Genomic DNA, 14783 nt, shown 5'->3' with positions numbered 1-14783 from the left:
CTAATGAACCCCAGTGTGTTAAGCAAATCGTGTAGCGCCGCGTCAGTTCAGGTAAGGGGACCAGGAAGGTTCTCTGACTTCGCCTTGAGCGGTAGGAAGCGGGAGCCTTACGCGTCCGTTAATGGACACGAGCATCAAGACTCCCCGGCCCTGCTGGCGGGTGGCGTAGATTACCATGGTGCCGTTGGGCGCAACAGTAGGCGACTCATCAAGGTTGCTATCTGTGAGGATTTTTACGCTTCCGCGGGCCAAATCCTGCACTGCGACCTTGAAATTAGTGAAGCCGTCCTGCCTGTGAATCATCACCAGCGTCTTTTCATCGGCTGACAATTTCGGATTGGCGTTGTAGTTACCCACGAACGTAACACGTTCGGCACCACCGCCGTTGATATTGGTTTTATAGATTTGCGGCTTTCCACCACGGTCCGACGTGAAGTAGATCGTCGAGCCATCCTTGCCGAAGAACGGTTCGGTATCGATGGAGGAGTCGTTGGTCACGCGGCTCAACTGACGCGAAGCCAGGTTGATCACGTAGATTTCCGGGTTGCCGTCCTTGGACAGAACGAATGCCAGCCTGGTGCCATCCGGCGACCACGCAGGCGCACCGTTCAGGCCTTCGAAGTTGGTGATCTGCTCGCGACGACCAGTGTCGATGTGCTGAACGAAGATGCGCGGACGCTTCTGTTCGAACGATACGTACGCAATGCGCTTGCCGTCCGGCGCGAAGCGCGGCGACAGAATGGGCTCACGCGACTGCAGCAGCGTTACCGCACGCGCACCGTCGTAGTCCGAACGCTGCAGGGTGTAACGCGTATTGTTTTCCGAGAAACGCTCTGCCGTGACGTACAGCATGCGCGTCGAGAACGCCCCCTTGATGCCGACTAGCTTCTCGAACGACTGGTCTGCAATGTAGTGCGCCATGTCGCGCAACTGGTCATTGGTGCCGGAAACATTACCGGTCAGGACCTGTTGCTCGGTAGCAACGTTGAACAGCGCGTATTGAATCTGCAGGCGACCGCCTGCAGGAACAATGTTGCCGACCATGACGTACTGGGCACCCAGTGCTTTCCAGTCACGGAAAATGACTTCGCTGGCCTGGGTCGGCAAGCTGATCATGTTCTGCTTCGGGATCGGCGAGTAGTAGCCGGAGTTGCGCAGGTCATTGCCAATGATCTCCGCCATGTCTTCCGGCAGCACGTTGCCGCCCTGCCAGCCAAACGGCACGACAGCGATCGGTGTGGCACGGTCACTGCCGCTGGTGACCAGAATGTTCTTTTCTTCTGCGGCCGCCACTCCGGCTGCACAGCAGAGAACGAAAAGCAGTCCTCGAAAAAGGTTGATCACAAGGCTAGATCTCCAGGTGTGAATGTCATCTTGAATGAACGATAGGGAGCGAAGTCAGCGGGCTTCAGACCCTGCATTTCTGTCAAACGCCCAATGTTTTTCACCGCAGCAACCGCAGAACTGTCAAATGGCCCGTCCCCGCTGGACTTGGCAATCGACACAGAGGCGATTGTGCCGTCCGGCAACATGCCGATCTGCAACGTTACCGACATGTTGTTACGTGCCGATGGAGGACGACTCCAGCCTTCGGATGCACGCACGCGGATCAGATCGTCGAAACTGCCGGCGGTTTCGTCGCCACGTTCGTCTGCCAGAGCCTGTTGCCGTTCCGGTTTGTCGGACAGCAGATCGGCCAGTGCCTGCGCCTTCTTGTCTTCTGCAGATTTACGGGCAGCTTCCTGCGCCTTTTTAGCGGCGGAGTCCGCAGCGGCTTTCTTCTTCGCGTCCTCGGCAGCCTTCTTCTTGGCGTCTTCGGCGGCCTTTTTCTTGGCCTCGTCAGCAGCCTGCTTCTTGGCTTCCTCGGCAGCAGCCTTCTTGGCGTCTTCCTCGGCTTTCTTCTTCGCTTCGTCTTCGGCTTTTTTCTTGGCTATGTCGGCCAACTGCTTCTCTTCAGCCTTTTTGGCGTCGGCGACCTTCTTGGCCTCATCAGCTTTCTTGGCATCGTCGGCCTTTTTGGCCTCTTCCGCTTTCTGCTCGGCCTTCCTGGCTTCGTCCGCCGCCTTTTGTTCTTCCGCTTTTTGAGCTGACTCTTCTTTCTTTTGTTCCGCAGCTTTAACAGCTTCCTGCTTCAACTGCTCGATTTTCTTCTGTTCCAACTGCTCGACTTCAGTCTGTCGTGCAGCGGTCTTCTTCGCCTCGCCAGCAATTTTCTGGTTGGTCTGGGTCGTCGCCTGACTTTTGGACTTGAGCTGATAGAGCGTTGCCTGAACGATAGGCTTGGCTTCAGGCAGGTCGGGCGTCATCGCAAAGCTCACAAAGAGCATGCCGAAAATCAGGATGTGCAACGCCACAGCCCAGACACTGGGCCAGAAATAGCTTTCCGAGGCAGACGGCTCTCGAATCGGCTGCATCAGGGGGCCTCGGTAATCAAGCCAACATTCCCTACCCCGGCTTTCTGCAACCCACCCATCGTGCCCATGACCGAACCGTAATCAACGGTCTTGTCACCACGGATGAACACCTGCGTCTGCTTGCCGGCATCACGCCCGGCAGCAACGATCTTGGTGACGGCGGCAGTCAGCTGCGGCAAGGTCATTGCCTTGTCCATCTGCTTGTCTGTGTCGACTTCGCTGCCAAGGTTCCAGTAATAGGTCTTGTCAGCCTTGATCGAAATGGTCAGGACCTGATTGTTGTTGTCCTGCGGCAAAGCCTCGCTGGAGACCTTGGGCAAGTCGACCTTCACGCCCTGGTTGATCATGGGAGCCGTCACCATGAAAATCACGAGCAACACCAGCATCACGTCGATGTAGGGCACTACGTTCATTTCGGCGACCGGCTTGCGTTTTCTGCGTCGATCTCGAGCGATTAAAGCCATGGGGAATTACCTGCTCACTCTTCGCTGGTGTGCACTTTACGGTGCAGGATGGCCTGGAACTCTTCAGCGAACGTGTAGTAACGGCTGATCAGAGTCTCGCTGCGCGCGGAGAAACGGTTGTAGGCAATAACGGCCGGGATTGCCGCGAACAGGCCGATGGCTGTTGCGATGAGGGCTTCTGCGATACCTGGCGCCACAGTGGCGAGGGTCGCCTGCTGAGCGGTTGCCAGACCACGGAAGGAGTTCATGATCCCCCAGACGGTACCGAACAGACCGACGTACGGGCTGGTAGAACCCACGGTCGCCAGAAACGAAAGACCGGATTCCAGCTTTTCTTCCTCGCGGGAAATGGCGACACGCATGGCCCGGGCCACACCTTCCATCACCGCATCAGGATCGACACCTGACTGCTGACGCAGGCGGGAGAACTCCTTGAAACCTGCACGGAAGATCTGCTCGACGCCCGAGTCCGGATCAGGGTTGCTGCCTGCCTGACGGTACAGCTTGGACAAATCGATACCGGACCAGAAACGCTCTTCAAAGCTGTCCAGTGCGCGCCGACCTGCACGCAGCATGTTGCTGCGCTGAAAAATCACGATCCATGAAGTGACCGAGGCGGCCACCAGAATCAGCATTACCAACTGAACAACAATGCTGGCATTGCTGACCAAACTCCACATGGAGGAATGGTCGACGACGTTAGCTTCCACGCTTTATCTCCTGCTCTGAATGTGTGCCCGCGCCGCTCTGATCGGCAAAGGCCGCTCGCAGAGCTTCGGGAATGGCCCGGGGTTTCAAACTATCGGCGCTTACACACGCCACCAAGAACTGCCCCTCGCAGAGCAGCGTTGCATCCGACGCCCGCCTGACTTGCTGTTGAAAGCGCAGGCTGACACGGTTCAATTCGGTTACTTGTGCACTGACGAGCAATTCGTCATCCAGCCGCGCAGGCTTGTGATAACGCGCTTCGCTGGAGTGCACGACAAACAGCAGGTTGTCCTGCGCCATTGCGGACTGAGCGAAACCAAGGTCGCGCAGCCGCTCGGTACGAGCCCGTTCCATGAACTTCAGATAATTGACGTAGTAGACGATGCCGCCAGCATCGGTGTCCTCGTAATAAACGCGACAGCGATGTGCGAACGACTGAACCCCGTTTTGCGCGCGCATACTCTAGTGCTTACTCCTCACGTTGCCAATCGGGTCAGGCAACTGTTTTTCAACGACTTGCCGCTCGCCACCTGTAACGCCCACGAGACTGGCAATGTGACACACAGACGGCGATTAAATTGCATGACGTCACATTTAATCAGCCGGATCATCAACAAACTCCTCGGCGGTCGGCAGCTCCCCCATCCTGGAAGGGATGTTCAGCCCGAAGTGCAGATAGGCATGACGGGTCACGACCCGACCGCGTGGTGTGCGCATCATATAGCCTTGCTGGATCAAATAGGGTTCCAGTACGTCCTCAATCGTATGCCGCTCTTCACTGATGGCAGCCGCGAGACTGTCGACACCCACCGGACCACCGTCGAATTTCTCGATCATGGTCAACAGCAGGCGTCTATCCTGATGATCGAAACCGTGCTCGTCGACGTCAAGAAGGTTCAAGGCCTTGTCTGCGGTCTGCCGGGTAATCTGCCCGTTGCCGCGCACTTCGGCGAAGTCACGCACACGACGCAGCAGACGGTTGGCGATACGCGGGGTGCCTCGCGCACGGCGTGCAATTTCGAACGCGCCTTCCGGCTCGATGACCAGCCCGAGAATGCCGGCGGACCGGGTCACGATCGTCGACAGGTCGGCGATGCTGTAGAACTCCAGGCGCTGGACGATTCCGAAACGGTCACGCAACGGATTGGTCAGCATGCCCGCACGGGTGGTCGCGCCGACCAGTGTGAACGGCGGCAGATCGAGTTTGATGGACCGTGCGGCAGGCCCCTCCCCGATCATGATGTCCAGCTGAAAGTCTTCCATCGCCGGGTACAGGACTTCTTCCACAATGGGCGACAGCCTGTGAATCTCATCGATGAAGAGCACGTCGTTGGGTTCAAGATTGGTCAGAATCGCGGCCAGGTCACCGGGCCGTTCGAGCACCGGCCCGGACGTGCTCTTGATCGAGACCGACATTTCCTGGGCGATGATATTGGCCAGCGTGGTCTTGCCCAGACCTGGAGGCCCGAAGATCAGCGTGTGATCCAGAGACTCATTACGGCCTCGCGCAGCCTGGATGAACAACTCCATCTGCTCGCGAACCGTGGGCTGGCCAATGTAGTCAGCCAGACTCAGCGGGCGAATCGCACGGTCAAGCTGTTCGTCGCGATCACGGCCGCCGGTAGCGGTTATCAAACGGTCAGCATCTATCACTTATCCCATCCCCTTCAATGCACGCCGGATGAGATCGGCACTGCTCAAATCTTTTTCCTTGATGGCGGAAACGGCCTTGCTCGCCTCTTGAGGCTTGTAGCCCAGCGAGATCAGCGCGCTGACCGCATCGGACTCGGCCGACGCCACGGGCTCAGCCTGATTCGGACCACTGGAAACCAGCGTGAATGTCCCGGGTAGCGATTCCCAGGCCTTGAAGCGGTCCTTGAGTTCCACCAGCAGGCGCTCGGCAGTCTTCTTGCCGACACCGGGAATGCGGGTCAGCGCGGAGGTGTCCTGGGCCTGAACGCAGCGCACCAGTTCATCGACTTCAAGACCCGACATCAATGCCAGCGCCAGCTTGGGACCGACACCATTCAGACGGATCAGCTCTCGAAAGAGTTCGCGCTCGCGCTTTTCGTAAAAGCCATACAGCAGGTGCGCGTCCTCACGAACCACGAGATGGGTATGCAGGGTCACGGGCTCACCGACGTGAGGTAGCCGGTAGAGCGTAGTCATCGGCACCTCCAGCTCGTAACCGACGCCATTGACGTCCAGCACCAGATGCGGAGGCTGTTTTTCGGCGAGAAAGCCGCGTAAACGTCCAATCACGTTTCAGATCCTTTCGTGTTGCCTGTCGCTTGCGCGAAAAAGTTGAGAACAATCATCACAGAGCCAGCAAGCCCTGCAAGTAAAAAAATGCGTGCGAATGATGCAGTCACAGACGCAACCTGCCGCCCCGGCTGCGGGCAGTGCTCAAGCCGTGGGGGAGAAGACTGGAACGTGTGTGCGCATGGCACAACGCAATGGCCAGGGCATCGGAAGCATCGATCTGTGGTTTCTGGGTCAGTTTGAGCAGATGCATGACCATCATCATCACCTGCTCTTTATTGGCACCACCGGTGCCCGCCACAGCCTGCTTGACCTGGGTCGCCGTATATTCGGCGATCTCGAGTTCTTCCTCGGCCCCCGCCACGATGGCAGCGCCTCGGGCCTGGCCAAGCTTGAGCGCGGAATCGGCGTTTTTCGCCATGAAGACTTTTTCGATGCCCATGGTCACCGGCCCGTACGTCTTGATCACCTCGCGAACACCGCGATAGACGATCTGCAAACGTTCGTGCAGCTCACCACTGCCGGTGCGAATACACCCCGATGCCACGTAGACACAGCCACGGCCGGTATCACGCACCACGCCATAGCCAGTGATTCGCGAACCGGGGTCGATACCAAGAATAAGAGTCATAACGCCTGCAGCTAGAGAAGGTGACGCAACACAATGAGCGCAGCATAAAGGCAGAAGCCGGAGGCCGATAGCCGCATGTCACTCACGGCTTCGTTCCCCCGGCTTCGACTACAGCGTAGTTAATGGCAATCAGCCCAGTTGTTCCATGACCTCGTCCGGGATTTCCGCGTTGGAATAAACGTTCTGCACGTCATCCAGGTCTTCAAGCATGTCGATCAGCTTGAGTACCTTTTCGGCGGTATCCAGATCGAGCACGGCACTGGTGGTCGGCAACATGACGATTTCCGCATCGGATGCCTTGAAACCGGCCGCTTCCAGCGCGTTACGCACTGCATAGAATCCAGAGAAGGACGTGAAGACATCAATGGAACCGTCTTCATTGGTCACAACGTCGTCGGCATCCGCCTCCATTGCCGCTTCAATCAAGGCATCCTCATCGACACCAGCCGCGAAGGAAATCTGCCCCTTGCGATCAAACAGATAGGCGACGGAGCCGTCGGTGCCCAGATTGCCACCGCACTTTGTAAACGCGTGACGCACGGCAGCTGCCGTCCGGTTGCGGTTGTCAGTCATGGTCTCGACCATGATCGCCACGCCACCGGGGCCGTAGCCTTCGTAACCCAACTCTTCGACATCATCACCATCGGACGCGCCAACGCCACGCGCCACAGCACGATCAATGGTGTCACGGGTCATGTTCGCACTGAGCGCCTTGTCCAGCGCCAGACGCAGACGCGGGTTGGAGCCTGGATCGCCTCCACCCTGACGGGCGGCAACGGTCAGTTCACGAATCCACTTGGTGAAGATCTTGCCTTTTTTGGCATCCTGACGCTCTTTGCGGTGCTTGATGTTCGCCCACTTAGAATGACCTGCCATCTCTCGCTCCAGATTCTTTTCGAAACACCTTCACTTTTCGCCCATGCATCAGGCAAAAAGTTTCACTCCATTCGGGCAATGCAGGGCGTATCCAGGATACGCCCTGCCCGGCATCACTCGGCCTTTGGCTGTTCGCGCAGGCGAATGTGCAGTTCACGCAGGGCCTTGGCATCAACGACACCCGGTGCCTGGGTCATGACGTCCGCAGCGCTCTGGGTTTTCGGGAAGGCAATGACTTCACGAATCGACTGAGCGCCAGTCATCAGCATGACCAGACGGTCCAGACCGAACGCCAGACCGCCGTGCGGTGGCGCGCCGTATTTCAAAGCGTCCAGCAGGAAGCCGAACTTCTCTTGCTGCTCGTCTTCGGCGATGCCCAGCAGACGGAATACCGCCTGTTGCATTTCCTTGCGATGGATACGGATCGAACCGCCACCCAGTTCGGTGCCGTTCAGAACCATGTCATAGGCACGGGACAACGCCGTGGCCGGGTTCGCTTCCAGCTCTTCAGGTGTGCACTTGGGTGCAGTGAAGGGGTGGTGCAGCGCGGTGAAGCTGCCGTCGTCGTTCTCTTCGAACATAGGGAAGTCGACGACCCACATCGGAGCCCACTCGCAGGTGTGCAGTTTCAGATCGTTACCGACCTTGATCCGCAGTGCGCCCAGCGCTTCGCTGACGATCTTGGCCTTGTCGGCACCGAAGAACACGATATCGCCATCCACCGCACCCACACGATCAAGGATCACGTTGAGGTTGGCTTCAGGGATGTTCTTGACAATAGGCGACTGCAGCCCGTCCACGCCATTGGCGCGTTCGTTGACCTTGATGTACGCCAGGCCCTTGGCACCGTAGATGCCGACGAACTTGGTGTAGTCGTCGATCTGCTTGCGCGGCATGCTCGCCCCGCCTGGAACACGAAGCGCAGCGATGCGGCACTTCGGATCGTTTGCAGGGCCGCTGAATACCTTGAACTCGACTTCCTTGAGCTGATCGGCAACGTCGACCAGTTCCAGTGGGTTACGCAGGTCCGGCTTGTCGGAACCATAGCGACGCATGGCTTCTTCGAAGGTCATGTGCGGGAATTCGCCGAATTCCAGATCAAGGACTTCCTTGAACAACTGACGGACCATCTTCTCGGTCAGACCGATGATGTCTTTTTCGTCGAGGAAACTGGTCTCGATGTCGATCTGGGTGAATTCCGGCTGGCGGTCGGCACGCAGGTCTTCATCGCGGAAGCACTTGGCAATCTGGTAGTAACGGTCGAAGCCGGCGACCATCAGCAGTTGTTTGAACAACTGAGGCGATTGCGGCAACGCAAAGAAGCTGCCTGGGTGTGTGCGGCTCGGGACCAGATAGTCGCGAGCGCCTTCCGGCGTAGCGCGCGTCAGGATCGGCGTCTCGACATCGAGGAAGCCGTTGTCATCCAGATAGCGACGGATGCTGGTCGTGATGCGCGAACGAAGGCGCAGCTTTTCAGCCATTTCCGGGCGACGCAGGTCGATGAAGCGATACCGCAAGCGGGTTTCTTCGCCGACATCGGAGTATTCGTTAAGCGGGAACGGCGGCGTTTCCGACTCGTTCAGCACTTCCAGCTCATAGCCCAGCACTTCGATGGCACCCGAGGCCATGTTGGGGTTCACGGCACCGGCAGGACGCGCACGGACCTTGCCGACAACCTTGACCACATATTCGCTGCGAACACGGTCGGCAGCGGCGAAGGTGTCTGCACGATCAGGGTCGAACACCACTTGAGCCATGCCTTCACGGTCGCGGATATCGAGGAAGATAACGCCTCCATGGTCACGGCGACGGTGGACCCATCCGCAAAGGGTAATTTCCTGACCTTCCAGGCTCTCGTTCAGTTGGCCGCAATAATGGCTGCGCATCATGATGGTGGTTTCACTTCTCGTAATTCGAAAATTCGGTGGGGCTTTCGCTCCTGGCTTGCGCTCAATAGTGCAAGGCACCGGCACACAGTTCAAGCCAGCCCTCGCCCACGCAGAGTCATGCCTGTTAGCAAGGCGGAGGATTATATAGAGTTAATCGATGCCGTGCAGCCGAACGAACCTATCCCGTCAGGATAAGTTCGTGGCTGCCCCGTGCGCTGAAGCGGTTCGCTCGCGACACCGGGAAGGCGCGGCCCCGCCAGAGGCGAGCCCGCAGAATGAGGGGGTCGAGCTAGGCCTGGTAGATGTCCAGACGATCGGTCTTAAGAAGATGCGCCACACAGACGACGCGAATCAGACCGCTGAAATTCTTTACACCGCCGTAGCGCAGATGAACCTCTCTATCAATGTAGGAAAGCACGGCGTTCACCGAGCAGTTATTGGAGTGTGCAATGCCGGACAATATGTTCCAGTACACATTTTCGAGACGCAGGCAGGTTGCCAGCCCATTGAGCCGAACCGACTTGGAATGGGGTTGTGCCAGCGTCATGTTGAAATCCTCGACGAAAGGATCGTCGCGTATCGTCGCATGACGACTTAAATCTTTGACCTCACGTTCGACACCTCGTGACATCATCTTGATCTCCTCTGAAAGTTAAGTTCGGAACAGGAAAAAGAAACATTTATAAACAAGTGAATACCTGACCTATAAAGCCCGATCCATAAACTTATATCCAGCGGCGATTGCACTTACTCTTCGTAGGAGATGACTACAGGAGACTAAGGAATATCAAGATTTTCGGCAGCGATAATTCAAAAAGCCGCCACGGAGGCAGTTGATAGTTATAGAGGTATCAAACAAACAGACGAAATCAGCCAGGCCAAGGGCTGGAGACCCATAGAAAAAGAAGGCAGCGGAGCTGGTGCTGACGAGCGGCACAGCGTGCCACTCGCCGATATCATTACTTCGACTCAAGCATCGAACGCAACATCCATGCAGTTTTTTCATGAACCTGCATGCGCTGTGTCAACAGGTCCGCGGTAGGCTCATCACTGACTTTATCCAGCAACGGAAAAATACTACGCGCCGTGCGGACAACAGCCTCTTGACCCTGAACCAGACTTTTGATCATATCTTCGGCACTTGGCACGCCCTCTTCTTCCTTGATGGTCGAAAGACGCGCATAGGTCGAATAAGTACCCGGCGCAGGAAAACCCAGTGCACGAATACGCTCGGCAATGGAGTCGACTGCCAGAGCCAGTTCATTATATTGCTCTTCAAACATCAGATGGAGCGTACGAAACATTGGCCCACTGACGTTCCAGTGAAAGTTGTGGGTCTTGAGATAAAGCACATAAGTATCCGAAAGCAGATGCGAAAGACCGTCAACGATCGATTTGCGATCTTCTTCACTGATACCAATATCGATTGCCATGTTTCATGTCCTTTTAGTGAGGATTGGAAAGCAGTAACCACCGCTACTCTATCAAGAGAACACGAGTCGCGCAGCTTCTGTCGACGCGCCGCCAACGGCCGACGCATCCGCAGAAGAAATACCGCAGACGTCAGCCAGGCCCTTTTTCTGACATCTGTGAGAATCAGGATCGAAAAATCCGACAGCAAGCCGTTGCAAGGCTCTGTTTCGGTGCTTTCAGGGCGGGCGATGGTGAGGGTTACGCTGCGGTTCATACGCCGTTTTTAACTGCGTAAACGACTAATTTGAGTAGCATCGGGCTTTGCTGTTAAATACACCGCGTGTCGCTGAAGCATTGTCATCCGGCTTGGCGCATAGGCTGGCCCATCGCTCGTGTATCACGCCTCCTCCTGTTCAGAAGCGTACCGGGCGTTACCCGCTATTTCTTGTAATCCTTCTTGACCTGTGAGCTTTTTAAAATGTTGAAAATTGTCCACCTGGTAACGGGAGCAGCAGCTCTGTTGCTTTCTTTCATCCCCAGTCTGCGTAGCGAAGCAGTCGCTCCCTACCTGCAACAGCCTGACGCGCTTTTTCTGGCTTTTCTGGGGCTACTCAACCTGATTCTCGCTCCGGTAATTCCCTACTGGAATCGAGGTACACGTCACACGCTGCAAAATCTGGTCAGTGCATTGCTTGTTCTTGCCGTTGTGCTGCAAATCCTCACGTTGCTTGTTCCACTGCAATACATAGCAGGCCAGCCAGCGATCATTGCCGGTTTGGTAACTGCTATCGTCGCCGTCGCCCTGCACCTTGGGGTGAGCTTCTACAGACCCTCCCCTTCGCCCGCACCGCAGAGCCATGACATGGGCAACCGTGATACCGGCACTGTGAAGTGGTTCAACACCTCGAAAGGCTTCGGCTTTATCTCGCGTGACTCCGGCGACGATATTTTTGTGCATTTTCGCGCCATTCGCGGTGAGGGTCACCGCGTGCTGGTCGAAGGTCAGCGCGTAGAGTTCTCCGTGATGAATCGAGACAAGGGCCTGCAAGCCGAAGATGTCATCGCGGCGCTACCCCGCCGCTGATTACCCAAGGCATAAAAAAACCGCGACCTCTATAGGAGGCCGCGGTTTTTTTATGCCTGTCAGTAATGAGGTGGCGGCGCGTCTTCTTCGTAGGTTTCGAACTGATTGCCCAGTTCTTCCTGCCGCTTGAGCATGGCCGCCACCTGCAGTTGCAACTGGTCAAGCTCGCGTCGTTGCGCCACCAGTACGTCGTTCAATGCCTGAATAGTATCGTCCTGAAAGGTCAGACGGCTCTCAAGCTCCATGACTCGCTCATCAAGGTTCATGATTATTCCCCCTCAAATCGGAAATCAGCAGTCAATACAGGCTTCAGCCTTTCACGAATGGCAGCAAACGCCTCATCCGTATAAGGAACGGCCGGGTGCTTGCCCCATACCGGCGCAGGCCAGGCAATGTCGTCGCGCTTACGTACGATGACGTGCACATGAAGCTGGCTGACGACATTGCCAAGCGCCGCAACATTGAGCTTATCAGCGCTGAACACATCCTTGAGCATCTGCGACAAAGTGGTGGTTTCCTGCCAGAGCTGCAGTTGATCCTGCGCGGAAAGCTCAAAAATCTCACTGATGTCGGCGCGACGTGGCACAAGAATGAACCACGGGTAGTTCGAATCATTGGATAGCAACAGCCGACACAATGGAAAGTCGCCAAGGGACCGGGTGTCTTGCAGCAGACGTGAATCCAGAACGAACACGATAAAAGCTCCTGATTGCCAGATAAATGGCTGGCCTGCCCTGTGGATAGCAGGATGCCTGAAGATTGCCGGGAGGATACGCGGGATCGGGCGACGCTTCACCCCGCCAGGCGCGGCATCGGGCAATGCACTGAATAACAGCTGACAACATCCCGCCTTCGTTCGCACCAGAATGCAGCCGAAGCTTCTGAAAGCGCACTGAATTGAACCGCGCGCGAGCGTCAGAAATCAGCACCGGGTATCAGGAAATAAGTACTCGATCCGTTTTGATCACTCAAAAACCTGAATCCGGGTCATGAAAATGAAACAGGGTCTCGATCAACATGAACCTCGAATGAGTACCGCTCCAGAGTCAGGCAGTCGCGTCGGACAGTGCACCAAAACCACACACTGATGTTGCACGACCAACACTGAGGGTGCGTGATTTACACAAATGCAGGTGTGAACAGGTAACAATTCCGGACGCTGCCGCCATTTCGAGGTCTGATACGTGTCGTGTGTGAAAAATTTATTATGGAAAATTTCACGTTAAAACAATCAGATACAGCGTAAAGTCGACGCTGATTCTGATTTTTCACAATTTTTTTTCATTCGATGGAATTTTGTGCACGCTTGTTGCTATATCACCCATATGGTCACTGTGCTTCTGGCGGAAAACAGAAGCGAAACTGACCAAGGGAAAACAGTTCGCCTCATGCAATGACGCTGTCGACCGGCAGGACCGGGCCGGCCCTTTCTTGAGGCCATTGCCTGGAACCGCCCGAAACGGCTCAAGCAAAGCGCCAACAGGGATGACGCACCCAGCGACACCGCCGTAAAGATTCCGAAAGGATAGGGCTGCACCTATCGCAAGCACCGTCAGCGTGATGTAGTTTTTCCGCCGACATAAAAATAGAAAAGGCCGCCCAGATAAAAAAACAGGTGGGACGGCTTGAGTACCTTCTAAAAACCAAAGGAGCAATCACGATGAGAGTGATGAAGTGGAGCGCAATCGCACTGGCCGTTACCGCAGCCAGCGCCCAACTGGCAACAGCGGCACCGTTCGTCAGTGATCAGGCTGAAGCCAAGGGTTTTGTTGAAGGCAGCACGCTCGACCTGAAATTGCGCAATTATTATTTCAACCGCGACAACAAAGGCGCCGGCAACCAGGATCAGCGTGACTGGACCCAAGGCCTGTGGACCAATTTCAGCTCCGGCTACACCCAAGGCACTGTCGGCGTGGGCGTGGAAGCATTCGGCTATTTTGGACTGAAACTCTGGGGTCCTGACACCTACTCTGGATCCACCAACCTGGTTACAGATCGAAATGGCGGCAACGAAGACACGCTTGGCAAGCTGGGCGGCGCGGTAAAATTCCGAGTCTCCAAAACCGAGCTTAAAATCGGCGACATGCAACCTACCAGCCCGGTATTTGCGGTCGGCGGATCTCGACTGTTGCCACAGACCGCCAGCGGTATAAGCCTGCAAAGCAGCGAGATCAAAGGACTTGATCTTGAGGGTGGTCACTTCTATTCCGGCACGAGCCAGAACGACACAAGTCATGACGGAAGCATCTGGGCAAACTACGCCGGTGTACGGGCTAACAGCGCAGATTTTGCTGGCGGCAAATACGCTATCAATGATGCTTTGGGCGTTGCGTTCTATGCAGCCAAACTTGAAGACGTCTGGAATCAGTACTACGGAAACGTTAACTACGCGCTGCCGCTGGGCAACGAACAATCTCTTGCTTTCGACGCCAACCTCTATCGCACCGTGGATGAAGGCAGCGCAAAAGCAGGTTCAATCAGCAACACCACTTACTCCCTCTCTGCAGCCTACTCGTTCCTGGCAGCGCATACAGTTACCGTCGCCTTCCAAAAAGTTAACGGCGATACGCCTTTCGATTACATAGGCATTGGCGACAACAACCGCGGCGGCGACTCGATTTTCCTTGCAAACTCCGTCCAGTACTCTGACTTCAACGGCCCTGGCGAGAAATCCTGGCAGGTACGCTATGACCTGAATATGGCCCCGTATGGCGTTCCTGGTCTGAGCTTCATGACACGTTACCTCAATGGTGACAACATCGACGGCACCGGCCTGGCTGCAAACTCCGTCTATCGCAAAAATGATGGCAGCCCAATTTATGGCGCTGACGGCAAGCATCACGAGACCAACCTGGAAGCCAAGTACGTCGTACAGACAGGCCCAGCAAAGGACCTGTCCTTCCGCATGCGTCAAGCATGGCACCGTGGCAACGATGCTCAGGCTGACGGCGACGTCAACGAGTTCCGCCTGATCGTCGATTACCCGATTTCGATCCTGTAATCACGGTTCTGCACTCGGCAATACGAAAAGCCCGGCCCATG

16 protein-coding genes are annotated in these 14783 nt (G+C 56.1%); 2 read left to right on the top strand and 14 right to left on the bottom strand.

What is annotated here, in order from left to right:
* Positions 1-42: 42 nt before the first annotated feature.
* From tolB to JTJ32_RS01425, 12 genes are all read right to left on the bottom strand, one after another.
* Positions 43-1344, bottom strand: coding sequence for a Tol-Pal system beta propeller repeat protein TolB (gene tolB / locus JTJ32_RS01480; protein ID WP_099229785.1), 1302 nt, complete (start codon positions 1342-1344; stop codon positions 43-45).
* Positions 1341-2414: a cell envelope integrity protein TolA gene (gene tolA / locus JTJ32_RS01475; RefSeq protein WP_099229783.1), complete on the bottom strand. Its 1074-nt coding sequence runs from the start codon at positions 2412-2414 to the stop codon at positions 1341-1343. Before tolA ends, tolB begins: the two co-directional genes overlap by 4 nt.
* A complete protein-coding gene (tolR, locus tag JTJ32_RS01470; protein WP_002554654.1) occupies positions 2414-2878 on the bottom strand; it encodes a protein TolR in 465 nt (154 codons plus the stop codon). The genes tolA and tolR overlap by 1 nt, the downstream gene beginning before the upstream one ends.
* 14 nt (positions 2879-2892) lie before the next feature.
* Positions 2893-3588, bottom strand: a complete 696-nt coding sequence (gene tolQ / locus JTJ32_RS01465; protein ID WP_004879148.1) for a protein TolQ — start codon at positions 3586-3588, stop codon at positions 2893-2895.
* Entirely contained in the window at positions 3578-4045 is a 468-nt protein-coding gene (ybgC, locus tag JTJ32_RS01460; protein ID WP_004879146.1) for a tol-pal system-associated acyl-CoA thioesterase, read from the bottom strand. The genes tolQ and ybgC overlap by 11 nt, the downstream gene beginning before the upstream one ends.
* A 135-nt stretch (positions 4046-4180) precedes the next feature.
* Positions 4181-5239 (bottom strand): Holliday junction branch migration DNA helicase RuvB, encoded by a 1059-nt coding sequence (gene ruvB / locus JTJ32_RS01455; RefSeq protein ID WP_099229781.1) that lies wholly within the window; start codon positions 5237-5239, stop codon positions 4181-4183.
* Complete coding sequence (gene ruvA / locus JTJ32_RS01450; protein ID WP_004879141.1) at positions 5240-5848, bottom strand: Holliday junction branch migration protein RuvA; 609 nt, start codon at positions 5846-5848, stop codon at positions 5240-5242.
* A 106-nt stretch (positions 5849-5954) separates the two neighbouring features.
* Positions 5955-6479 carry a crossover junction endodeoxyribonuclease RuvC gene (gene ruvC, locus JTJ32_RS01445; protein WP_004879140.1) on the bottom strand — a complete coding sequence of 175 codons (525 nt, stop codon included), beginning with the start codon at positions 6477-6479 and terminating at the stop codon, positions 5955-5957.
* Positions 6480-6608: 129 nt separating this feature from the next.
* Positions 6609-7355, bottom strand: coding sequence for a YebC/PmpR family DNA-binding transcriptional regulator (locus JTJ32_RS01440; protein WP_210040498.1), 747 nt, complete (start codon positions 7353-7355; stop codon positions 6609-6611).
* Between the two features lie 113 nt (positions 7356-7468).
* The gene (aspS, locus tag JTJ32_RS01435; RefSeq protein WP_025994454.1) at positions 7469-9244 is read right to left on the bottom strand and encodes an aspartate--tRNA ligase; all 1776 of its coding nucleotides are present in this window, start codon (positions 9242-9244) and stop codon (positions 7469-7471) included.
* A gap of 289 nt (positions 9245-9533) precedes the next feature.
* Positions 9534-9878: a ribbon-helix-helix domain-containing protein gene (locus JTJ32_RS01430; RefSeq protein WP_180274416.1), complete on the bottom strand. Its 345-nt coding sequence runs from the start codon at positions 9876-9878 to the stop codon at positions 9534-9536.
* Between the two features lie 325 nt (positions 9879-10203).
* Positions 10204-10677 (bottom strand): Dps family protein, encoded by a 474-nt coding sequence (locus JTJ32_RS01425; protein ID WP_004879132.1) that lies wholly within the window; start codon positions 10675-10677, stop codon positions 10204-10206.
* A gap of 458 nt (positions 10678-11135) precedes the next feature.
* Here JTJ32_RS01425 and JTJ32_RS26570 point away from each other — a divergent pair, with 458 nt between their 5' ends.
* Complete coding sequence (locus JTJ32_RS26570; protein ID WP_122500773.1) at positions 11136-11741, top strand: cold-shock protein; 606 nt, start codon at positions 11136-11138, stop codon at positions 11739-11741.
* A gap of 59 nt (positions 11742-11800) precedes the next feature.
* On the opposite strand, the gene JTJ32_RS01415 is transcribed toward JTJ32_RS26570, so the two are convergent.
* Entirely contained in the window at positions 11801-12007 is a 207-nt protein-coding gene (locus JTJ32_RS01415; RefSeq protein ID WP_099229775.1) for a SlyX family protein, read from the bottom strand.
* 2 nt (positions 12008-12009) lie between these two features.
* A complete protein-coding gene (locus JTJ32_RS01410) occupies positions 12010-12435 on the bottom strand; it encodes an HIT domain-containing protein (RefSeq protein WP_099229773.1) in 426 nt (141 codons plus the stop codon).
* Between the two features lie 966 nt (positions 12436-13401).
* Here JTJ32_RS01410 and JTJ32_RS01405 point away from each other — a divergent pair.
* Positions 13402-14742, top strand: a complete 1341-nt coding sequence (locus tag JTJ32_RS01405) for an OprD family porin (RefSeq protein ID WP_184319009.1) — start codon at positions 13402-13404, stop codon at positions 14740-14742.
* Positions 14743-14783 lie beyond the last annotated feature (41 nt).

Source organism: Pseudomonas alliivorans, assembly GCF_017826695.1.
Taxonomy (GTDB): Bacteria; Pseudomonadota; Gammaproteobacteria; order Pseudomonadales; family Pseudomonadaceae; genus Aquipseudomonas; species Aquipseudomonas alliivorans.
The sequence above is the reverse complement of the archived record's forward strand: the minus strand, read 5'-3'. Positions and strand labels throughout refer to the sequence as shown.

Excerpts from the sequence above, each read along its gene's own strand:
- tolR (WP_002554654.1), bottom strand. The coding sequence starts at position 2,878 with ATGGCTTTAATCGCTCGAGATCGACGCAGAAAACGCAAGCCGGTCGCC.
- ruvC (WP_004879140.1), bottom strand. The coding sequence starts at position 6,479 with ATGACTCTTATTCTTGGTATCGACCCCGGTTCGCGAATCACTGGCTAT.
- JTJ32_RS01405 (WP_184319009.1), top strand. The coding sequence starts at position 13,402 with ATGAGAGTGATGAAGTGGAGCGCAATCGCACTGGCCGTTACCGCAGCC.
- aspS (WP_025994454.1), bottom strand. The coding sequence starts at position 9,244 with ATGATGCGCAGCCATTATTGCGGCCAACTGAACGAGAGCCTGGAAGGT.
- JTJ32_RS01415 (WP_099229775.1), bottom strand. The coding sequence starts at position 12,007 with ATGAACCTTGATGAGCGAGTCATGGAGCTTGAGAGCCGTCTGACCTTT.
- JTJ32_RS01425 (WP_004879132.1), bottom strand. The coding sequence starts at position 10,677 with ATGGCAATCGATATTGGTATCAGTGAAGAAGATCGCAAATCGATCGTT.
- JTJ32_RS01430 (WP_180274416.1), bottom strand. The coding sequence starts at position 9,878 with ATGATGTCACGAGGTGTCGAACGTGAGGTCAAAGATTTAAGTCGTCAT.
- JTJ32_RS01440 (WP_210040498.1), bottom strand. The coding sequence starts at position 7,355 with ATGGCAGGTCATTCTAAGTGGGCGAACATCAAGCACCGCAAAGAGCGT.
- tolA (WP_099229783.1), bottom strand. The coding sequence starts at position 2,414 with ATGCAGCCGATTCGAGAGCCGTCTGCCTCGGAAAGCTATTTCTGGCCC.
- ybgC (WP_004879146.1), bottom strand. The coding sequence starts at position 4,045 with ATGCGCGCGCAAAACGGGGTTCAGTCGTTCGCACATCGCTGTCGCGTT.
- JTJ32_RS26570 (WP_122500773.1), top strand. The coding sequence starts at position 11,136 with ATGTTGAAAATTGTCCACCTGGTAACGGGAGCAGCAGCTCTGTTGCTT.